The sequence below is a fragment of the Brevundimonas sp. P2_A6 genome, from assembly GCF_056404975.1.
The window spans coordinates 452,912-473,942 of sequence record NZ_JBFUCZ010000001.1 but is presented as its reverse complement, the minus strand read 5'-3'; the positions used below and the strand labels follow the sequence as shown (position 1 = coordinate 473,942).

Below are 21,031 nucleotides of genomic sequence, written 5' to 3'. Positions count from 1 at the left end.
CTTCGCAGTTGCAATAACATTGATGTCATCGGCCCGGCTCCGCGGGCTGGAGTTCGACATCATGAAGATCGCGCAGGTCACCCCGCTGTACGAGGCCGTCCCTCCGAAGCTGTACGGCGGCACCGAGCGCGTCGTCGCGCACCTGACGGACGCCCTGGTCGATCTGGGTCATGACGTCACCCTGTTCGCCTCGGCCGATGCGCGCACGAAGGCGCGCCTGGTGCCCGTTCGCGATCAGGCGATCCGGCTGGACCCGGCCCCGTTCAAGTCCGACCTGGCCGCCCACATGTCCATGCTGTCGGAGGTCCTGCGCCGCGCGGACGACTTCGACGTCATCCACTTCCACACCGACATGATCCACTTTCCCTTCTTCGAGAAGTGCGCCGGTAACACCCTGACGACGCTACACGGCCGCCTGGACATGAAGGATCTACCTGAAGTCTACGAACGCTGGCCGCAGTTCGGCCTGATCTCGATTTCGGACGACCAGCGTCGTCCGCTGGCCTTCGCCAACTGGAAGGCGACGGTCCATCACGGCATGCCGGCCGAGCAATACGTCTATGCGCCCAAGTCCAAAGGCTATCTCGCCTTCTTGGGTCGCATCTCGCCCGAGAAGCGTCCCGACCGCGCCATCGAGATCGCCACCAAGCTGGGCAAACGCCTGAAGATGGCCGCAAAGGTCGATGCGGCCGACCGCGTCTATTTCGAAACGAAGATCAAACCCCTGATCGACGGCAATCCGCTGATCGAGTTCATCGGCGAGATCGGCGACCACCAGAAGTCGGAGTTCCTGGGCGGGGCCGAGGCCCTGCTGTTCCCGATCGACTGGCCAGAGCCCTTCGGCCTGGTGATGATCGAGGCCATGGCCTGCGGCACCCCGGTCGTCGCTTTCAAATGCGGATCGACCACCGAGGTCATCGAGGACGGGGCGACCGGTTTCCTGGTCGACACCATGGAACAGGCGATCGCCGCCGCCGACCGCGCCCATCTGCTGGACCGCGAGGCGATCCGCGCGCGGTTCGAACTTCGCTTCTCGGCCACTGCCATGGCGCGGCGCTATCTGGATGTCTACGGCGACATGCTGGCCAAACGCCCTTACGGCGAGGTGATCCTGGACGACGTTGTCGTGCCGCTACGCGAAGACCGGAGCTTTGCCGCTTCGGCCTGAACGAAAGCGTCACTGGGCCATTTTCCCTTCGCATTCGTCCGCTAGACCACGCCCGCGAACGATGAGAAGCGAGGCTCCATGGACGACGGCTATTCGGTTCAGACAACGGCGGCCGAGAGCGCCGAGGTCGGGGGTTTGGAAAACCTCCAGGCGCTGAAGGATGCCGACACCTTTCTGGTCGCCGACAGCTGGGGCGATCTGAAGGGCGGGGCCGACGGTCTGTTCGATCATGACACGCGCATCCTGTCGCGGTTCGTCATGACGGTGGGCTTGGCGCGGCCGTCCAAGTTGAGTTCGGGCGTGTCGCGCGACAACGTTTTCTTCACGGCCCACACGACCAACCGCCCCCTGCCCCCCATGGGCGGCCGTTCCGCGCCGGCGGGCGTGCTTCACATCGAGCGGCGCCGCTTCGTCTGGGATAGGCGGATGTTCGAGCGGATCCGGATGGTCAACCACGGCATCGAGGACGTCCTTCTTCCCTTGGCCTTCGACTTCGGGGCGGACTTCGCCGACATCTTCCAGGTGCGCGGCACGCTGCGGGAAAAGCGCGGTGTGGGAGACGCCCCGACCAATGATGGCCGCCGCGTCACCTTCCGCTACACGGGGCTGGACGATGTCGTCCGCACCAGCTGCCTGGCCTTTTCCGAGCCGCCCGCCCGCCTGACCACCAACCGCGCCGAGTTCATGTTCAGCCTGCCGATGGGCAAGGAACTGGACCTCTACATCGAGTGCGGGGCCGAGGCCTGTTCGACCCCCGATCAGCCCCGCTGGCGTGAAAATGCCGTGGCCGCGCGGCTGGCGATGCGTCGCCGCCGCCGCCGCGGTGCATCGTTGAGGGGACCGCGCAGCCCGCGCTTCAACGCCTGGCTGGACCAGTCGCGGTCCGACATCGCCCTGCTGACCACCGACCTGCCGACTGGTCCCTATCCCTATGCCGGGACACCCTGGTTCTCGACGCCGTTCGGACGCGACGGGATTATCTCGGCCTGGCAGATGCTGTGGCTTGATCCGTCCCTGGCCAAGGGCGTCCTGACCTATCTGGCCGCGCGCCAGGCGACCGAGACCTCCGCCTTCCAGGACAGCCAGCCCGGCAAGATCATGCACGAGACGCGTGGCGGCGAGATGAGCGCCCTGCACGAGGTGCCGTTCGGCCTCTATTACGGCGGCGTCGATACCACCTGCCTGTTCATCGCCCTGGCCGGGGCCTACGCCAGGCGCACCGGCGACCTCGATCTGATCCGCCGGCTGTGGCCCAACCTGGTCGCGGCGACAGAGTGGATGCGCGACTATGGCGACAGCAACGGCGACGGCCTGATCGACTATCAACGTGCCGCCGAGACGGGTCTGTCCAACCAGGGCTGGAAGGATTCCGAGGATTCCATCTTCCACGCCGACGGCCGCTTCCCCAAGGGTCCGATCGCCTTGCTGGAGGTCCAGGGCTATGCCTACGCCGCCTGGCACGCGATGGCCGAACTGGGCGAGCGGCTGACCGACGGGCGGGCCAAGGCCTGGCATCTGCATGCCGAGGAGGTCCGCCAGCTGGTCGAGGAACGGTTCTGGATGGAGGACGAGCAGTTCTATGCCATCGCGCTGGACGGCGACGGCGACCCTTGCGAAGCCATCGGGTCGAACGCAGGCCATCTGCTGTTCACCGGCCTGCCGACGGCCGCCCGCGCCAAGGCGGTGTCGCGACGTCTGCTGGGGTCGGAGTTTCGATCCGGCTGGGGCATCCGGACCCTGGCGCGGGGCCAGGCGCGCTTCAATCCGATGAGCTATCACAACGGCTCGGTCTGGCCGCACGATACCTCGCTGGGCGTCGCGGGCATGGCGAATTACGGAGAGCGCGACGCCGTCGCCATGATCCTGGGCGAGATCTATGCCGCCGCCAGCCATTTCAACATGCGCCTGCCCGAGCTGTTCTGCGGCTTCGAGCGGCAGCCGGGCGAGGGGCCGATCGCCTATCCGGTCGCCTGCCTGCCCCAGGCCTGGGCGGCGGGATCGGTCTTTCTGATGCTGCAGGCCGCCCTGGGCATCACCATCGACGCCTTCAGCCGGAGGATCACCGTGAATGCCCCCACCCTGCCTCAAGGCATCGAGCGCCTGACGGTCAGCCGCCTGCAGGTCGGCGAAGCGAGCGTGGACCTGGCGTTCCGGCGCCTGGGTGATCAGGTCGTGGTCATGCCCCGGAACCGCGTCGGCGACCTCAGGATCGTGACGACGCGGTAAGGGCTTTCCTGAACACCGTGGGCAGCGCCTCCAGCGCCTCGGCCTCCGGCATCCAGAGGAAATCCCCATGCCCCTCGGCGACGCGTACCCACAGCGTCAGCGAGAAATGGGTGAAGACGTGTTCGATGGCACCGGCGTCGATCCAGTCGGCGGCGACCGGGGGCGCGGCGACCGGCTCGCCCTCGCTCCAGTCGCCGGTGGGCAGGCCGACCATGCCGCCCAGCAGACCCTTGTCCGGCCGTCGGACCAGAGCGATACGGCCCCGAGCATCACGCAGGACCCAGGCGATGCCCTGACGGTGGGGCCGTGCGGTCTTCGCCGTCTTGACGGGATAGCGCCCCGGTTCTCCCTCCGCCCTTGCCGCGCAAAATCCGCTGGTCGGGCACATCAGGCAAAGCGGTGACTTGGGGCGGCAGACCGTCGAGCCCAGGTCCATCAGCGCCTGGGCCCAGTCTCCGGGCCGATCGTCCGCGACCAGCGTCCCCGCCAGCCGCTTAAGCTCCGGTCGGGCGGCGGGCAGCGGCGTCTGGACCGCGAACAGGCGTGATACGACCCGCTCCACGTTGCCGTCCACGACATTGGCCGGCCGGTCGAAGGCGATCGCGGCCACGGCGGCGGCTGTATAGGCACCGACCCCCGGCAGGGCCAGCAGGCCGGCTTCCGTGTCCGGGAACACCCCCCCGTGATCCTTCGTCACGGCCCGCGCGCAGGCCAGCAGGTTGCGGGCACGGGCGTAGTATCCCAGCCCCGCCCAGGCGGCCATCAGGTCGCCGTCCTCCGCCGCGGCCAGGTCGGTCACCGCAGGCCATCGGTCGGTGAACCGCTCGAAATAGGGTGTCGCGTGCGGCACGGTCGTTTGCTGCAGCATGACCTCCGACAGCCAGACGCGATAGGGATCGGTGCGCTCGGCCGAGCCCGGGGGTGCGCGCCACGGCAGGGTCCGGGCATGGCTGTCGTACCAGTCCAGCAGGGCGGCGCGCAGTTCGTAGGTGTGTGAGGCGACGGCGGTCATCGGTCGCGCTATACTGACATCGTGAAGCGCGATCTGCCTACCGAAAGCGAGACCCGCGAAATCCTGTCGCGGCGACGGACCCGGCCCATGCCGCGCCCCGCGCCCCCGGTCGGCCGCTCGCTGGCCCCCTTCATCAAGGAATTGGACGCCAAGTTCGGACGCGGTGCCGGCGCGCTGGAGCCTCGCTGGCGCGAGATCGTCGGCGATCAGCTGGCCCGCGTCACCCGCCCGCAGAAGCTGACCAAGGGTCGCGCCGGGTCCGGTGGCACCCTGGAACTGCGCGTCGCAGGCCCCGCCGCCCTGTTGGTCCAGCACCAGTCGGCCGACATCCTGGCGCGTGTGAACCTGTTCCTGGGGGACGGTGCCGTGGACAAGCTGCGCATCGCGCAGGGACCCGTGAAGCCCCTTCCCGCGCCCGCCGCCTCCACCCGGGGCGCGCGCCGCCGCATCGACCCGCTGGAAGCCGCCGCCGAGGCCGAGCTTGCCCGCTCCGTCGAGGCCGCGCCGGACGCGCTCAGGGCCGCGCTGTCAGGACTTGGCCGGGCGGTCCTGTCGGACGAGACGAAACGTCGGCGATAGGGTCGGTGAGTGCCCGCTTCTGGCCGTTCAGCCATGCCCGCGTCTGACGTCCTACTCCGGCCTTGCGTCGCCTTGCCTCGCGCCTTGCGTCAGATTCCGACGGCTGGCTCTTGACCTTTTTCCGCCGCACCTGTTCTCGACAACCATAGTCGTCGTGCATCCGTGGGGAATCGCGCGATCATCCGAACAGAGTTCTTGAAGGAAGACGCCATGCGCGCCGACGGACCATTTCGATACGCTTCCATGAGCCGTCGCGCCGCCGCGACAGGGGCCGCGCTGGCTGCGATGATGGCGCTGGCAGGCTGTTCCGGAAACAGCGGCGGGGCCGTGGCCGAGGGCGATATGTCGCTGGGAGCGGCCGAGGGGGCCAAGGTCACCGTGGTCGAATACGCCTCGGTCACCTGCAGCCACTGTGCCGCCTGGCAGGAAGAGGTCTATCCCGAGTTCAAGGCCAAATACATCGACACCAACAAGATCCGCTACACCTTCCGCGAGTTCCCGACCCCGCCGGTCGAGATCGCGGCGGCCGGCTTCCTGCTGGCCCGCTGCGCCGGTGAGGACAAGTATTTCCCGGTGATCCACGAGATCATGGCCAGCCAGCGTGAATTCTTCGGCGGCACGCCGCCCCGGACCGTCCTGCTGCGCATCGCGGGCGGCGCGGGCCTCAGCGAGGATCAGTTCAAGGCCTGCGTCACGGATCGCGAGGCGACCGCAGCGCTGGACAAGCGGGTGAAGGCCGGGATCGATGCCGGCGTCAGCGGCACGCCGACATTCTTCGTAAACGGCGAGAAGGTCGCGGACAGCTCGCTGGCCGGTCTGTCGGAGAAGATCGACGCCGCCCTGGCGGCGAGTTGATCGGGTGACGGCGATGATTTCGCGTCGGCCCTTGCTGATCGGGGCCGCGTCCCTGGGTCTGGCGGGCTGCGGCGGCGGTGCCAGGGGGGCGGCGGACGGCGACATGGCCATGGGTGCCGCCGAGGGGGCCAAGGTCACCGTGGTGGAATACGCCTCGGTCACCTGCCACGTCTGCGCGGCGTGGCAGGAAGAGGTCTGGCCCCAGTTCAAGGCCAAATACGTCGACACGAACAAGGTCCGCTACGTCTTCCGCGAGTTCCCGACGCCGCCGGTCGACGTCGCCACCGCCGGATTCCTGCTGGCCCGGTGCGCGGGCGAGGACAAGTATTTCGACGTCGTCCACGAGATGCTGGCGAGCGTGAAATCATGGGACGCGGGCGTACCGCCGCGCCAGACCCTGCTGCAGATCGCCAACGGCGTGGGCATCGACCAGCAGCGCCTTCAGCAGTGCATCACGGACGAAAAGGCCATCAAGGCGCTGGAGACCCGTATTCAGGCCGGCAGCGCCAAGGGCATCACCGGAACCCCCAGCTTCTTCATCAACGACGTTGCCGTGCCCGATCGCTCGCTCTCGGGCCTGTCGACCGCGATCGACGCAGCCTTGGCCAGGGCGTGATCCGATGCTGAAAACCCTGATCCTGATCGCCGCTCTGGCCCTGACCCCAAGGGTGGCTGCAGCCCAGACCACCGCTGCGCCCCCCGCCGTGACGAGCACCGACCGTATCCTGGGTCGCGAGAACGCGCCGGTGACCGTCATCGAATACGCCTCGCTGGTCTGCTCCCACTGTGGCGAGTGGCACAAGGACGTCTATCCGGAGTTCAAGCGTCGCTTCGTCGATACCGGCCGCGTCCGATTGGTGTTCCGGGACCTTCCGACCCAACCGGCGCCGATCGCCGCGCGAGCCGCGGGGATCGCCCGCTGTGCTGCCCCGGAGCGGTTCTACGCGGTGGTCGATGCGTTCTTCGATGGCCAGGAGGCGCTGTTCGCCGGAGGGCCGGTCGCGCCGTGGTATGCCTCGGGCGTTGCCGCCAGCGGCAGGACCCAGGCCCAGATCGATGCCTGTCTGGCCAACCCTGCCACTCTGGAAGGGCTGAGAACCTCGATTACGGGGGCCACCGCGGCAGGGGTAGAGGGTACGCCGACCTTCTTCGTGAACGGGCGTCGCGTCACCGACAGTTCTCTGACCGGATTGACCGCGGCGATCACGCCTCTGCTTCCGCGCCCCCGGCGACGCTAAGGGGCGCAGGTGCAGTTTCAGCGCCTCCGGCTCGTCGGCTTCAAGTCCTTCGTCGATCCGGCCGAGGTGCAGATCGAACCCGGCCTGACGGGCGTCGTCGGACCGAACGGCTGCGGCAAGTCCAACGTGCTGGAGTCCATGCGCTGGGTCATGGGGGCCAACTCGGCCAAGGCCATGCGCGGCACCGGCATGGACGACGTGATCTTCGCAGGCGCTTCGAATCGACCGCCGCGCAACCATGCCGAAGTCCAGCTGACGATCGACAACGCCCAACGCCGGGCACCCCAGCCCTTCACCGACAGCGCCGTCATCGAGGTCAGTCGCCGCATCGACCGGGGCCAGGGATCGACCTATCGCATCAACGGCAAGGAAGTCCGGGCGCGCGACGTCCAGCTGTTGTTCGCCGACGCCTCGACCGGCGCGAACTCCCCGGCCCTGGTGCGTCAGGGGCAGATCAGCGAACTGATCGCCGCCAAGCCGCAAAACCGTCGGCGCATTCTGGAGGAGGCGGGCGGGGTCGCAGGCCTTCACACCCGCCGCCATGAGGCCGAACTGCGGCTGAAGGCGGCCGAGGCCAATCTGGAGCGTCTGGACGACATCGGGCGCGAGCTGGAGACCGCTCTGACGCGGCTAAAGCGCGAGGCGCGGCAGGCGGAGAAGTACAAGAAGATTTCCGCCGAGATCCGCGCCCTGCAGGCGGCCCTGCTGTTCGTACGCTGGAACGACGCGCGGCTGGCGGCGGAAGCGGCGGCCGAGGACCTGGCCGAAGCGGACCGAGCGGTGGCCGAGGCAGCCGGTGCGGCGGCCCGGGCCCAGACGGCGGCCCTGGCGGCGCAGGAGGGGCTTCAGCCGGCGCGGGAGGAAGACGCAGTCGCCGCCGCCCTGCTGCACCGCGCCAGTCTGGAACGCGACCGGCTGGACATGGCCGAACAACAGGCGCGGGCCGAGGTCGATCGCCTGACCGCCGAACGCCAGCGGATCGCCAACGACACCGAACGCGAAATCGCCATGGCGGGCGACGCCCAGGCCGAACTGACGCGGCTGTCGGCAGAGCTTGAGGTGCTGACGGCCGAGGTGGCGGCGGCCCCCGAACGCGGACCGGAGCTGGAGCGCGCGCTGGTCGCCGCCGAGGACGCACGCCGGGCCGCCGATGCCGAGGTCGAGCGGGTGGCGGGCACGCTGGCGGCCGTCGAGGCACGGGCCAATGCCGAGACGGCCCGCAAACGCGACGCCGAGGCGCGAGTGGCACGAGCGCGGGCCGGGCTCGACGCCGCGCGCCGTGAACGCGACGCTCTGGGTCCGCTCGAGACGCCGGAGCTGTCCCAGGCGCGCGCGGCGCTGGAGGCCGCGACGACGGCGCTGGCCGAAGCGCGTGCGGCCGTCGAAGCGGCCGAGGCGACGCGCGGCGATCTGGCCCGCGCAGAACAGGAGGCGCGAACGGCGGCGCGAGCTGCCGAGGACCGTCTCGGTCGGCTGCAGACCGAGGCGCGGGGGCTGGCATCGCTGCTGGTTTCGACACGGCGCGATCATCCGCCCGCGCTAGACAGGGTTTCGGCGCAGAAGGGCTATGAGGCCGCGCTGGCTGCGGCGCTGGGCGACGACCTGGATGCGGCGCTCGATCCGAAGGCGGCGGCGCATTGGGGCGGGGCGGAGGCGACCTCGCCCGTCTGGGGGCCAGGAATCGAACCGCTGGCGGCGAAGGTGGACGCGCCCGAGGCGCTGGCCGCCCGTCTGGCCTTCTGCGGCATCGCCGACCGGGCTGAGGCCGCGCATCTGGCCAGGGACCTGCTGCCGGGCGCGAGGCTGGTGACACGGGAGGGCGACCTTTACCGCTGGGACGGATTCGTCAGCCGGGCCGAGGCCCCCCGCCCCGCCGCCATCCGTCTGGCCCAGCGCTCGCGGCTGTCCGAGCTCGAGGCCGAGATCGACGCCGGAAAGCCGGTATTGGCGGACACCCAGGCCGGGCTGAAGACCGCGACCGAGGCCTTCAGGGTCTCCGAGGAGGCGGTGAAGACCGCGCGTCTGCAACCCTTCGCGGCCGACAAGGCGGTGACCGCCGCTCGCGACCGGGTCGAGGCCCTGGGCCGCGATCAGGCCCGACGCGAGGCGCGGGCCCAGGCGCTGGACGAGACCTTGATCCGCCAGGCGGCCGAGGTCGAGGCGGCGGAAGCGGCCCTGGCCGAGGCCGCTGCGATCGACGCGCCTTCGGAGACGCTCCAGGCGCTGAAGGATGAGTTGACGGCGGCTCGCGTCACAGCGGACACGGCGCGGGGGGCCTCTGCGGCGGCGCGGGCCGATCGCGATGCGGAAGCCCGCGAGCGCGTCGGGCGCGACCAGCGGCTGGCCTCCCTGACCCGTGAGCGCGACGGCTGGGCTAACCGCGCGAAGGACAGCGCCGCCCGTATCGTCGCGCTTGAGGCGGACGCGACCCGCATCGCCGCCCTGCTGCTTCAGGCGGAGCGCGCCCCTGAGGCCCTGGCGGCCCAGCGGTCGAAGTTGATGGACGCCCTGACCGCCGCCGAAACCCGTCGCAAGACGGCCGCCGATGCCCTGGCCGTCACGGAAGGGCTGGCCGCTGAGGCCGACCGGACGAGCCGCGCCGCAGAAGGCGCAGCTTCCGCCACCCGCGAGGCGCGCGCTGGCCTGGCCGCCCGCGCCGAGGCCGCCGCCGAACGCCTGCTCGACGCCGAGAACAACGTCCGCGAGACGGCCCAGATGTCGCCCGAAGAACTGGGCCAGAAGCTGACGGACGACGCAATCGCCCGGCCGCCGGACGCCGCCGGGGCCGAAAGCCTGCTCTATGGCCTAGAGCGCGAGCGCGAACAGCTGGGGGCCGTCAACCTGCGTGCCGAGGACGAGGCGGAGGAATACGGCGAACGGCTGAACACCATGCGGATCGAGCGGTCGGACCTGACCGGGGCCATCGCCCGGCTGCGCGACGGCATCGACGAGCTGAACGCTGAAGGCCGCGAGCGCCTGACCGCCGCCTTCGAGGTCATCAACGACAACTTCAAGAGCCTGTTCGAGGCCCTGTTCGGCGGCGGTCAAGCCGAGCTGAAGCTGGTCGAGAGCGACGATCCGCTGGAGGCCGGGCTGGAAATCTTCGCCTGCCCGCCCGGCAAGCGCCTGTCGGTCATGAGCCTGATGAGCGGCGGCGAGCAGGCCCTGACGGCGGCCGCGCTGATCTTCGCCGTCTTCCTGGCCAACCCGGCCCCCGTCTGCGTGCTCGACGAGGTGGACGCCCCGCTGGACGACGCCAACGTCGATCGCTTCTGCCGGATGCTGAACGAAATGCGGAACCGGACGGACACCCGCTTCATCGTCATCACCCACAACCCGGTGACCATGAGCCGAATGGACCGGCTGTATGGCGTGACCATGCCCGAGCGCGGCGTGTCGCAGCTCGTCAGCGTGGACCTGAAACAGGCGGAGACTTTGGTGGCATGATCCAGATGGATGCTCCCGTCAAAGCCCATGCTCTGGTTCTGACCGGGGTCGGGCGGTTCGTCGTGTTCGCAGACAGCGCCACGATCATGCGCGCGCCGGACGGGGTGCGGATGCGGTCGCTTCAAGTGGTCGAGGAAGACTTCACGGTCGGGACGACGCGGTATTGGGGCGGATGGTCGTGGTGGCGGTTCGACTGTGCGGCAGGCACGGCGGACCGACTGGACTTCGCCTCCGTCGCAGTGGGTGGTGCCGAGGGGCCCGCGACGACCGAGGGGCAACCGGCCTATCCGGCGGCTCCCGGTGGAGATGCGGCCGAACTTCTGGCGGTAGCGTGCGGGACGGCGGAGGCGAAGGTCGTGGCGACGACCGTCGAGGACGCCGTCAGGATTGGTCGCGCGGCGATGGCGGAATAGCCCTTCCCTCTCCCAGAGGGAGAGGGCTTGAGCGTCCAAGAGCGCAGCGATTGGAAACGCGAAAGGGTGAGGGGCTTGCGCTAACCGGCGAGGCACGACCCTCACCCTTTCGGCCAAGCCGCATCGCTGCGCTCTGCGGGCCTCAAGCCCCCTCCCACCGGGAGAGGGAGATTCAGGCGATCCTTCGGCAAGGCTTCCGGGCATTCATAGCGCATGAAGGCCAGCATCTTTTCCCTGATCTCGCAGCGGAGATCGAACGCCACGGGGGCACTCCGCGCGCTAGCAAGACACCGAACCTGCGCCACGCGGTCGGTAATGTCGGTGACCTGCAGATTGACCACGTCACCGTCCCAAAGCGGCGACGCGCGGCAGATGCGTTCCAGCTCGGCGCGCAGGCGGTCCATAGGGGCCTCATAGTCGACATACAGCATGGCCGTGCCGATCAGGCGCGAGGTCTCCCGCGTCCAGTTCTGGAACGGCTTTTCGATGAAATAGCTGAGCGGCAGGATCATGCGCCGCCAGTCCCACAGCTTGACCACGACATAGGTCGAGGTGATCTCCTCCACCGTGCCCCACTCCCCCTCCACGATCACCGCGTCCTCGATGCGGATGGGCTGGGCCGTGGCGATCTGTATGCCGGCGATGAGGTTCGTCAGTACCGGCTGCAGGGCCAGACCGGCGATGATGCCGACGACGCCGGCCGAGGCCAGCAGCGACACGCCCCACTGACGCACGGCACCGATCGTCATCAGCGCAAGCGCCACGGTGACCAGCCCGATCAGGATAATGGCCGCGCGTTGCAGGATCCGGGTCTGGGTAACGTGCTTTCGGGCGACCAGGTTGTCCTCGGCCGCCATGTTGAACTTGCGCATGTAGACGATGGCCCACATGTCGACCGCACCCGCGACGATCCAGCCCAGCACCAGGATGATCAGGAACAGCAGGACGGCGCGGATGCTGGCCGATGGCGCGGGGTCCAGCGGCGACACGGTGATCGAGAAGCCGATGGCGATCAGGATGATCAGGATGCGCAGCTTCTTGCGCGCCCGCTCCACCACGCCGCGCCAGAACAGGTCGCGCTTCTTCACGATCATGCGCAGGATCGAGAAGACGATCCGGTGCGCCAGCCAGCCGCCGCCGGTGAAGATGGCCACCACGACGGCGACCACGACCCATTCCGGCAGCCAGTAGAATTGCCGCCAGAGCACGGCGATGCGATGGGTCAGGTCAACGATTTCGGGGGGCATTGGGTCAGAAACGCCTTCCGCCGGAGATGGTTCGATGCGGGCCGCGCGGCCTACATGTTCGGATAGTTGGGCCCGCCGCCGCCCTCGGGGGTCGTCCAGACGATGTTCTGCGACGGATCCTTGATGTCGCAGGTTTTGCAGTGGACGCAGTTCTGGGCGTTGATCTGGAAGCGCGGATCCGACTTCGTCGCCTCGTCGGCGTAGAGCACCTCATAGACCCCGGCCGGACAGTAGAGCCGCGCGGGCTCGCCATACTTCGGCAGGTTGACGCGGATCGGCACGGACGGGTCCAGCAGCTTCAGATGCGCAGGCTGTTCCTCGGCGTGGTTGGTGTTGGAGATAAACACCGACGACAGCTTGTCGAACGACAGCTTTCCATCCGGCTTCGGATAGGCGATCGGCTTGTGCTTCGACGCCAGTTCGGTCGATTGAGCGTCGGTCTTGCCGTGCTTCTGGGTGCCGAACAGGGAGGCACCGAACAGATGGTTGGTCCACAGGTCAAACACGCCGAACGCGCCGCCCAGGGTCGTGCCAAACTTGGACAGCAGGGGCTTGGCGTTGCGCACGCCCTTCAGCTCCTTGAACACCCAGCTGGCCTCGTAGGCCGCCTGGTATTCGACCAGCTCGTCGCCCGCACGGCCCGCGATGACGGCGTCATAGGCGGCGTCGGCGGCCAGCATGCCGGTCTTCATGGCGTTGTGGCTGCCCTTGATCCGGGGCACGTTCACGAACCCGGCTGAACAGCCGATCAACGCGCCGCCCGGGAAGGCCAACTTCGGCACCGACTGCCAGCCACCCTCCGTGATCGCCCGCGCGCCGTAGGAGATGCGAGTGCCGCCCTCCAGGTGTTCGGCGATGGCCGGGTGGTGCTTGAACCGCTGGAACTCGTCGAACGGCGACAGATGCGGGTTCTTGTAGTTCAGGTGCACGACGTAGCCGATGGCCACGTAGTTGTCCCCGAAGTGGTACATGAAACTGCCGCCGCCGGTGTGCTCGTCCAGCGGCCAGCCGGTGGTGTGCTGGGCCAGCCCCGGCTGGTGCTTGTCGGCCGGAACCTGCCACAGCTCTTTCAGGCCGATGCCGTATTTCTGGGGCTCCTTGCCCTCGGCCAGCTTGTGGCGGGCGATGATGGTCTTGGCCAGCGACCCGCGCACGCCCTCGGCGATGAAGACATACTTTCCGTGCAGCTCGATTCCGGGCTGGAAATCGCCGGTCGGCTGACCGTGCTTGTCGATGCCGAAGACGCCGGCGACGACGCCCTTCACCCGGCCGCCCCCATTTGCTGGATCAGCCTCGTCCCAGACGACGTGGCTGGCGGCCATGCCGGGATAGACTTCGACACCCAGCGCTTCGGCCTGCTCGCCCAGCCAGCGCGCGACGTTGGCGAGCGAGGCGATGTAGCAGCCGTCGTTGTGCATCATGGGCGGCAGCATCGCCATGGGCAGACTGACCTGACCCATCGGCCCCAGGACCATGAACCGGTCCTTGGTCACTGGCGTCTCCAGCGGCGCGCCGCGTTCCTTCCAGTCGGGAAAAAGCTCGGTCAGGGCGCGGGGGTCGATCACAGCCCCGGACAGGATGTGGCCGCCGATCTCTGCGGATTTCTCGAGCACCGCGACGGTGATCTCCTTGCCGTCCTTCTCCGCCCGCTGCTTCAGGCGGATGGCGGCGGACAGGCCGGCGGGGCCGCCGCCGACGATGACGACGTCGTATTCCATGACCTCGCGCTCTACGCCCTGAAGGGCCTCCAGCGGCGGCAGGTTGTCGATGATGGCTTCTTGCGCAGGCGTTTCTGCGCCGCCTTCGAAGGCTTGTTCGGCCATGGGATCGGGAATCCTTGGTTTTGTCTGTGCACCCGCCTTATCGGAAGGTGACGCGAGGGCGGTCAAGGCCTATCCCTGACGCATCCGACCATGAACGCCCAGCCCCACGATACCGCTGCGATGGAAAGCCTGCTCGCGTTCTGGCGCGACGCGGGCGTGGACGCCTGTTTCGAGGACAGCCCCCAGGACCGGACGATCGTGGTGGCACCCGCCCTGAAAGCGGTCACCAAGGCAACGGCATCGGTCACCCCGGTGATCGATATGGGCGACGCGACAGCCGAGGCGCGCAGGCTGGCGAATGGCGCGGAGACGATGGAGGCCCTGGCCGAGGCGGCAGCCGCCTTCAAGGGCTGCGAACTGGTGGGGATGGGCGCGCGGGGATGCGTCTTTGGACGCGGCGATCCCCACGCGCCGATCCTCGTCATAGGCGAGGCTCCGGGCGCGGAAGAGGATGCGGCAGGCCAGCCTTTCGTGGGCCAGCCGGGCAAGCTGCTGGACAAGATGTTGGCGGCGGCCGGACTGGCCGACAAGGTGTTCATCACCAACACCGTCTTCTGGCGTCCGCCGGGCAACCGGACGCCGACACCCCAGGAACAGGCCGTCTGTGCGCCGTTCGTCGAGCGGGCCTTCTTCCTGATGAAGCCCCGCGCGGTCATGCTGCTGGGGGCCGCCGCCGCGCGATCGGTGCTGCGGACCGAGGACGGGATCATGAAGGTCCGGGGCCAGTGGAAGGAATGGCGGTTGAGCGAGGGAGATGTCTCGGCTCCGGTGATCGCGAGTTTCCATCCCGCCTTTCTGCTGCGGCAGCCCCAGGCCAAGCGGCAGGCCTGGGCCGACATGCTGGAACTGGCGGCTCGCCTGGACAGGGAGGCGGCGGACGCGGGTTCAGGCCGGACCTGACGCCGATGTGATTGATGCGGTGCGAAGATTCCGGCATAGTCCCTGCTTGACGACCGATCGCAGACCGCGCGTTTGATCCCGAATCGAGACTGAATCGTTCCGGGGGACGCGTTGCACGAGGGGGCCGCCGCCTTGATCAGTACCCGCCGCCGGGCGTTTCTCGCGCCGACGCTCGCACTCCTTTTGGCGGCCCTGTCGGCTGTGGCCACGCCGACGTTCGCCGCGACAGACAGCCTTTCCGGACCTGAAGCGACCGCATCCGATGCCGCCGACGACACCGGACCGCGCATCACCCCGACCGCCCTGTCGAACGCCGACCGCCTCAGCTACACCAACGCCTTCGATGCTCTGCGTCGCGGCGATCTGGCCACCGCCCGGGCCGCGGCCGCGGCGGCAGGCGACAGGGTGCTGGTCGGTCAGGTCGAATTCGAACGCCTGTTCCACGCCGACTATACGGCCACCTACGACGAGCTGGCGGCCTGGCTGCAGGTCTATGCCGACCTGCCCTGCGCCCAGCGGGTCTATGCCCTGGCCATGCGCCGCCGTCCGGACGGGGCCGAGGAACCTCGCCGTCCGACAGGCACCTTCTTCAGCCGCACATGGGATGCCGTCGCGGCCGGGGGCGGAAATTCCGAGGCCGATCCGGCCAAGGCGGCGCGGGTCGCACTGAACCATGACGACCTGTCCGGCGCGCTGACGCTGGGCGAACAGATCGGCGACTGGTGGACGGTGGGTCTGGCGGCCTGGCGGACCGCAGACTACTCGCGCGCCTTCGCCGCATTCGAGCGGGTCGCCAACGACCCGACGGAGGACGCCTGGACCCGCGCCGGGGCCGGTGTCTGGGCCGCGCGCGCCGCAGCGCAGTCCGGACGACAGGACCGGGTTCACGAGTTTCTGGACATCGCGGCGCGCTGGCCGGCAACCTTCTATGGGCAGATCGCCCTGCGTCAGTTGGGCGAGGAGCCGGCCGTTCTTAACGGCGGTCCCGTGCCCTATTCCGCCGTGGCCCAGACCGTCTCGGTCGCCGACGAGCCGATCGGGGTCAACCAGCGCGAACTCGACAGCTTCGTTCAGAGCGATCCGCGAGCGCGGCGGACGGTTGCCTTCTACGAAGTCGGTCGTCGCGGCGATGCCCAGGACGAACTGCGCAACGGTCTGCGCACCGCGACCGACCGGACGCGCCGTCTGTGGACGGGTCTGGCCCGCGTCATGGCCCCCAGGATCATGGGATCAAACGGCGGCGACGTCAGCCGGATCAACGCCGAGAACTATCCGATGCCGGACATCGTGCCGGACGGGGGATGGACGCTGGAACGCTCGCTGGTCTATGCGATCGCCAGGAAAGAAAGCGGTTTCAACGCCGAAGCCCGCTCGCCCGTCGGTGCCTATGGCCTGATGCAGGTGATGCCGACGACCGCCGCCGAGATGACCGGCGACCGAAGCTTTGTCGCCAGCCCCCAGCAGCTGTTCCAGCCTGCCGTCAATGTGCGTCTGGGTCAGGTCTATGTGAACCGGATGCTGGCGCGGCCGGAGTTCCAGGGCGACCTGCTGCGCGCCGTTTCCAGCTATAATGCCGGCCCAGGGCCGATGCTGGATGCCCTGCGGCGCCTGGGACCCAATGCCGACCCCCTGCTGCTGATCGAGACGATCGACGTGCCGCAGGCGCGCGAATACGTCGAGAAGGTCGTGGCGGCCTACTGGATCTATCAACGGATGACCGGGGGGCCACTGAATACCTTGGATGCCGTTGCGGCGGGCCAGACACTGATCCCGATCAGCCTGGACTATGTCGCACCGCCGCCTCAGCCGCTGGCCACGCCGAACACGTTGGAAGCCGTGCTGATCGCCTCGGCCGCTCAGCCGACGGGCACGCGCTGACTACAACAGGCTGCCGACCAGCGAGGCGCACAGGCAGCAGCCGACCAGGATGAAGATCGCATAGGTCATCAGCGTAGGCCGTCGCTGGACGACCGGCGGGGTCAGGTTCGATGTGACGGGCGACTGGGCGGACATCATGGCTTCTCGGTGAGCGTCGGACGATAACGGCGTTCCCTTAAGGCCGGGTTCGCAGGTCTCGTTAATGCAGGTGACGCTGGCTTAAGGCCGCTTCGTGACCGCCAGTTCCGCCCATTCCAGGAAATGCGGCTGCCGTAGCAGTTCGGCCACATATGTTGCCGCTGTGCCATCATCACCGAACTTGGAGAGGGCGAATTGGTAGTGGCGGAAGCGGGCGGCCACCGGCGTCAGGAAGGCGTCCGGCATCGACCATTCGCCAAACAGATAGGGCCCACCCGTGTTGAACCGGCCGCGCATCTGGCGAACGATGTCAATGAAGCGGCGCACGTCTGTGGCGACGGCATCCGACGTCGGAGTCGGCGCGCGGTCTGCCCCGACCATGGTATGGATCACCCCATTCGCGTCCGGGCCCATGCCGCACTCGCTGCGCAGGGCCATGAAGCCGGAATGCATCTCGCAGGCCACCGAGCGGGCCAGCCAGCGGGCGTGCGGGTCGGACGGCCATAGTCCGGCGTTCGGAAATATTTCCGAAGCCCAGACCGAGATGGCCATCGAATCCCAGATCGTCTCGCCCTCGACCTTCAGTACCGGCACCTTGCCGGTCGGCGAATGTTCAGCCAACAGCCGCGCCGAGTCGGGTCCGTACAGAGGGATTTCGGTCGTGGTGAACTCCGCCCCGCACCGCTTCAGCACCAGCCAGGGCCGCAGCGACCAGGTCGAGAAGGTCATGTTGCCGACGATCAGTTCCATGGTCGCATTCCCCTGCGGTTCCGCCGACTCGCCTTGACACCGTCGGCCCTGAAAGCCTTTACCCGCGCGCATGATCACGCGCTATTCCCGACCCGAAGCCGTCGCCATCTGGTCCTCCGAAACCAAATACAGGATCTGGTTCGAGATCGAGGCCCATGCCGCCACGAAGATGGCCGAGCTGGGCGTCATCCCGACCGAGGCCGCAGAGGCCATCTGGGCCAAGGGCAAGGATGCGGCGTGGGACGCAGACCGGATCGACGAGATCGAGCGGACGACCAAGCACGACGTCATCGCCTTCCTGACCCATGTGTCCGAGACGGTCGGTGAGGAGGCCCGGTTCCTGCACCAGGGGATGACATCGTCGGACGTGCTCGATACCTGCTTCGCCGTGCAGCTGGCGCGTTCCGCCGACCTCCTGATCGCGGGCACCGACAGGGTGCTGGCCGCGCTGGAAGCCCGCGCGAAGGAGCACAAATACACGCCGACCGTCGGCCGCAGTCACGGCATTCATGCAGAGCCGGTCACCTTCGGCCTGAAGCTGGCGGGCTATCACGCCGAGTTCCAGCGGGCGAAGCGCCGGCTGATCACAGCCCGGGAAGAAATCGCCACCTGCGCCATCTCCGGTGCCGTGGGCACCTTCGCCAATGTCGATCCGGCGGTGGAGGCCTACGTCGCCGAGAAGATGGGCCTGCAGGTCGAGCCCGTCTCGACCCAGGTCATCCCGCGCGATCGCCATGCGGCCTTCTTCGCGGCGCTCGGCGTGGTGGCCTCGTCGATCGAGCGGCTAGCCACCGAAATCCGGCATCTGCAGCGCACCGAGGTGCTCGAGGCCGAGGAGTTCTTCGACAAGGGCCAGAAGGGCTCGTCGGCCATGCCGCACAAGCGCAATCCGATCCTGACCGAGAACCTGACCGGCCTGGCGCGTCTGGTCCGCTCGTCGGTCGTCCCGGCGATGGAGAACGTCGCGCTGTGGCACGAGCGGGACATCAGCCACTCGTCGGTCGAGCGCGGCATCGGGCCGGACGCGACGGTCCACCTCGACTTCGCCCTGAACCGTCTTGCCGGCGTGATCGAGCGGCTGCTGGTCTATCCAGAGAACATGCAGAAGAACCTGGACAGGCTCGGCGGGCTCGTCCACTCGCAGCGCGTCCTGCTGGCCCTCACGCAACTGGGTCAGTCGCGCGAGGACAGCTATGCGGCGGTCCAGCGCAACGCCATGAAGGTCTGGCGCGGCGAGGGAAACTTCCTGGACTTCCTGAAGGAAGACCCCGAGGTCATCGTGCCCGATGCCGACCTCGAGGCGCTGTTCGACCTCGGCTACCATACCAAGCACGTCGATACGGTGTTCGCCCGGGTGTTCGGGTCCACGCCTGCCTGAGCCCGCGATCAAACGGGCCTTGGCCCCGGTCGTCGATGCCAACACGCGCCTGCTGATCCTGGGCAGTCTGCCGGGCGATGCATCGCTAGCGGCGCAGCAGTATTACGCCCATCCGCAGAATGCGTTCTGGCGGCTGGTCGGTCGTGTCGTCGGTCAGCATCTGGCGACCCTGCCCTATGAACAGCGGCTGGAGGCCTTGTGCGCGGCGGGCATCGGTCTGTGGGATGTGATCGCGGGGGGCGAACGCCGAGGCAGCCTCGACTCGGCGATCCGGAATGCCGAGGCCGCAGACCTCATCGCGCTGGTCGCCACCCTGCCGAGGCTTCGGGCCGTGGCGTTCAACGGCGGGCTGGCGGCAAGGAACGGCCGCCGGCTGCTGGGCGACCGTGCCGACTTGACCTTGATCGACCTGCCCTCCTCCAGCCCGGCCCATGCCCGCCCGTTCGAGCAGAAGGGGGCGGTCTGGGACCAGCTGGCGATCACGCTGCGGTAACCTGTCGCGCCGGAAAACGTGATCGCGAGGCATCCTTTGTGTCGCCCACCCGTCTTTATCATCGGAGCCGCGACACAAGCGGCGATCCCCTCAGGAGAAGACGCCATGAATACCCGCATTCTGACCCTTACCGTCGCCTCGGCCGCCCTGCTCGCCGTCGCAGCCTGCAACAAGCCCGCCGACACAGCCCCTGCCGCCGACGCCGCCGCGACCGATACCGCCGCGATGGCCCCCGCCACCACCGATCCGATGGTCGGCGGCGCGTCCATGAGCCCCAACGACACGATCGTGACCAACGCCGCCAAGGCGTCCAACCTGACCACCCTGGTCAGCGCCGTTCAGGCCGCCGGTCTGGCCGAGACCCTGTCGGGCACCGGTCCGTTCACGGTGTTCGCGCCCGACAACGCCGCGTTTGAAAAAATCCCGGCCGCGACCCGCGAATCGCTGATGGCCCCGGCCGGCAAGGCGGACCTGACCAAGATCCTGACCTACCACGTCGTACCGGGTCGTCTGACGGCCGCCGATCTGGCCACCCAGGCCCAGGCCAACGGCGGGACCACCGAGCTGACGACCGTGCAGGGCGCCAAGCTGAAGGTCACGGTCAATGCGGATGGATCGGTCACCCTGACCGACGCGGCGGGCGGCACGTCCAAGGTGACGCAGGCCGATGTGCTGCAATCGAACGGCGTGGTGCACGTGATCGACACGGTCGTGATGCCGGGCTGATTTTTCCGGTGAACCTTTCGCGTGGTCCCGCATTCTGAAGGGGCGCTAACACGCGAAATCGTCGGGTGAGGCTATCCCCCCAGCCCCCGACAAAGGAAGGGCCGCAGATCCCCCGCTGCGGCCCTTTTCCTTTGCCCGTTGATCAGCGCGGCTTATTCGCCGGCACGGACCTGGTCGCGGGCCATGGAGGCCAGTTCGTCCATCTTGGAGCGAATCTCGCCCTCCGAAACGGTCAGGCCGGAACCCTTGAAGTCGCCGGCGATCTTGCGGAACACGTCTTCCTCGCCCGGCTGCTCGAAGTCGGCGCGCACGACGGCCTTGGCGTAGTCCTCGGAAGACTCGGACGACAGACCCATCTTTTCGGCCGCCCACAGGCCCAGGAGCCTGTTCCGACGGGCCATGGCCCGGAATTCCTGGTCCTGATCGAGTGCGAACTTGGACTCGAAGCCCTTTTCCCGATCGTTGAAGGTCGTCATCAGTCGTCAATCGCTCCGTCGCGGGATCAAAGACAAGGCGTCCCGCGTCGGTGATCTACAGCCGCGCCCGGTGCCAAGGCAACGGATATCGGCTCGCATCTCGGTCGCCCGGGGCGGGAAGATCGGCCCTGTGACCGCAATACGCCTGTAGCCCTGCCGTTTGTGTCGCATGCCGATTTCCGTTATGGGACCCCTAACAAATCTCCGCTCAGCTCGAGGCCGGATCGCGCCGCCCAGACGTCCCTCTGGCAGCGCGATTTTCGTTTCTGGCAAGGGCCTCATCC

The 21,031-nt window shown here is 68.1% G+C and carries 19 protein-coding genes; 13 read left to right on the top strand and 6 right to left on the bottom strand.

Annotated elements, in window-relative coordinates; all coding sequences use genetic code 11:
* The first annotated feature begins 61 nt into the window (after positions 1 to 61).
* Positions 62 to 1,168 carry a glycosyltransferase family 4 protein gene (locus AC1DW4_RS02430; RefSeq protein WP_477015644.1) on the top strand — a complete coding sequence of 369 codons (1,107 nt, stop codon included), beginning with the start codon at positions 62 to 64 and terminating at the stop codon, positions 1,166 to 1,168.
* A 78-nt stretch (positions 1,169 to 1,246) separates the two neighbouring features.
* A complete protein-coding gene (locus AC1DW4_RS02425; protein ID WP_477015643.1) occupies positions 1,247 to 3,394 on the top strand; it encodes an amylo-alpha-1,6-glucosidase in 2,148 nt (715 codons plus the stop codon).
* On the opposite strand, the gene mutY is transcribed toward AC1DW4_RS02425, so the two are convergent.
* The gene (gene mutY / locus AC1DW4_RS02420; RefSeq protein WP_477015642.1) at positions 3,372 to 4,406 is read right to left on the bottom strand and encodes an A/G-specific adenine glycosylase; all 1,035 of its coding nucleotides are present in this window, start codon (positions 4,404 to 4,406) and stop codon (positions 3,372 to 3,374) included. The genes AC1DW4_RS02425 and mutY overlap by 23 nt on opposite strands.
* Positions 4,407 to 4,427: 21 nt before the next feature.
* On the opposite strand from mutY, the gene AC1DW4_RS02415 reads away from it, so the two are divergent.
* From AC1DW4_RS02415 to AC1DW4_RS02390, 6 genes are all read left to right on the top strand, one after another.
* Positions 4,428 to 4,985, top strand: a complete 558-nt coding sequence (locus AC1DW4_RS02415; RefSeq protein WP_477015641.1) for a DUF721 domain-containing protein — start codon at positions 4,428 to 4,430, stop codon at positions 4,983 to 4,985.
* A 243-nt stretch (positions 4,986 to 5,228) separates the two neighbouring features.
* Complete coding sequence (locus AC1DW4_RS02410; RefSeq protein ID WP_477015640.1) at positions 5,229 to 5,840, top strand: DsbA family protein; 612 nt, start codon at positions 5,229 to 5,231, stop codon at positions 5,838 to 5,840.
* Between the two features lie 13 nt (positions 5,841 to 5,853).
* Complete coding sequence (locus AC1DW4_RS02405; RefSeq protein ID WP_477015639.1) at positions 5,854 to 6,456, top strand: thioredoxin domain-containing protein; 603 nt, start codon at positions 5,854 to 5,856, stop codon at positions 6,454 to 6,456.
* 4 nt (positions 6,457 to 6,460) lie between these two features.
* The gene (locus AC1DW4_RS02400) at positions 6,461 to 7,078 is read left to right on the top strand and encodes a thioredoxin domain-containing protein (RefSeq protein WP_477015638.1); all 618 of its coding nucleotides are present in this window, start codon (positions 6,461 to 6,463) and stop codon (positions 7,076 to 7,078) included.
* 9 nt (positions 7,079 to 7,087) lie between these two features.
* A complete protein-coding gene (locus tag AC1DW4_RS02395; RefSeq protein WP_477015637.1) occupies positions 7,088 to 10,525 on the top strand; it encodes an AAA family ATPase in 3,438 nt (1,145 codons plus the stop codon).
* Complete coding sequence (locus tag AC1DW4_RS02390) at positions 10,522 to 10,938, top strand: hypothetical protein (RefSeq protein ID WP_477015636.1); 417 nt, start codon at positions 10,522 to 10,524, stop codon at positions 10,936 to 10,938. Before AC1DW4_RS02395 ends, AC1DW4_RS02390 begins: the two co-directional genes overlap by 4 nt.
* 101 nt (positions 10,939 to 11,039) lie before the next feature.
* On the opposite strand, the gene AC1DW4_RS02385 is transcribed toward AC1DW4_RS02390, so the two are convergent.
* Entirely contained in the window at positions 11,040 to 12,185 is a 1,146-nt protein-coding gene (locus tag AC1DW4_RS02385) for a mechanosensitive ion channel family protein (protein WP_477015635.1), read from the bottom strand.
* 50 nt (positions 12,186 to 12,235) lie between these two features.
* Positions 12,236 to 13,903, bottom strand: a complete 1,668-nt coding sequence (locus AC1DW4_RS02380; protein WP_477016201.1) for an electron transfer flavoprotein-ubiquinone oxidoreductase — start codon at positions 13,901 to 13,903, stop codon at positions 12,236 to 12,238.
* Between the two features lie 195 nt (positions 13,904 to 14,098).
* Here AC1DW4_RS02380 and AC1DW4_RS02375 point away from each other — a divergent pair, with 195 nt between their 5' ends.
* Both AC1DW4_RS02375 and AC1DW4_RS02370 read left to right on the top strand, forming a co-directional pair.
* Positions 14,099 to 14,908 carry a uracil-DNA glycosylase gene (locus AC1DW4_RS02375; protein WP_477015634.1) on the top strand — a complete coding sequence of 270 codons (810 nt, stop codon included), beginning with the start codon at positions 14,099 to 14,101 and terminating at the stop codon, positions 14,906 to 14,908.
* Between the two features lie 132 nt (positions 14,909 to 15,040).
* On the top strand, positions 15,041 to 16,786 hold the full coding sequence (locus tag AC1DW4_RS02370; protein ID WP_477015633.1) for a lytic transglycosylase domain-containing protein: 1,746 nt from the start codon (positions 15,041 to 15,043) through the stop codon (positions 16,784 to 16,786).
* On the opposite strand, the gene AC1DW4_RS02365 is transcribed toward AC1DW4_RS02370, so the two are convergent.
* A complete protein-coding gene (locus tag AC1DW4_RS02365; RefSeq protein ID WP_477015632.1) occupies positions 16,787 to 16,924 on the bottom strand; it encodes a hypothetical protein in 138 nt (45 codons plus the stop codon). It lies immediately after the preceding gene.
* Positions 16,925 to 17,005: 81 nt separating this feature from the next.
* Positions 17,006 to 17,674, bottom strand: coding sequence for a glutathione S-transferase (locus AC1DW4_RS02360; RefSeq protein ID WP_477015631.1), 669 nt, complete (start codon positions 17,672 to 17,674; stop codon positions 17,006 to 17,008).
* Between the two features lie 70 nt (positions 17,675 to 17,744).
* On the opposite strand from AC1DW4_RS02360, the gene purB reads away from it, so the two are divergent.
* The 3 genes from purB (at position 17,745) to AC1DW4_RS02345 (ending at position 20,271) form a co-directional block, all read left to right on the top strand.
* On the top strand, positions 17,745 to 19,052 hold the full coding sequence (purB, locus tag AC1DW4_RS02355; RefSeq protein ID WP_477015630.1) for an adenylosuccinate lyase: 1,308 nt from the start codon (positions 17,745 to 17,747) through the stop codon (positions 19,050 to 19,052).
* A 19-nt stretch (positions 19,053 to 19,071) separates the two neighbouring features.
* Positions 19,072 to 19,545, top strand: coding sequence for a DNA-deoxyinosine glycosylase (locus AC1DW4_RS02350; RefSeq protein WP_477015629.1), 474 nt, complete (start codon positions 19,072 to 19,074; stop codon positions 19,543 to 19,545).
* 105 nt (positions 19,546 to 19,650) lie between these two features.
* Positions 19,651 to 20,271, top strand: a complete 621-nt coding sequence (locus tag AC1DW4_RS02345) for a fasciclin domain-containing protein (protein ID WP_477015628.1) — start codon at positions 19,651 to 19,653, stop codon at positions 20,269 to 20,271.
* A 152-nt stretch (positions 20,272 to 20,423) separates the two neighbouring features.
* Here AC1DW4_RS02345 and AC1DW4_RS02340 read toward each other — a convergent pair whose 3' ends face one another.
* The gene (locus AC1DW4_RS02340; RefSeq protein ID WP_477015627.1) at positions 20,424 to 20,747 is read right to left on the bottom strand and encodes a DUF1476 domain-containing protein; all 324 of its coding nucleotides are present in this window, start codon (positions 20,745 to 20,747) and stop codon (positions 20,424 to 20,426) included.
* Between the last annotated feature and the right edge of the window lie 284 nt (positions 20,748 to 21,031).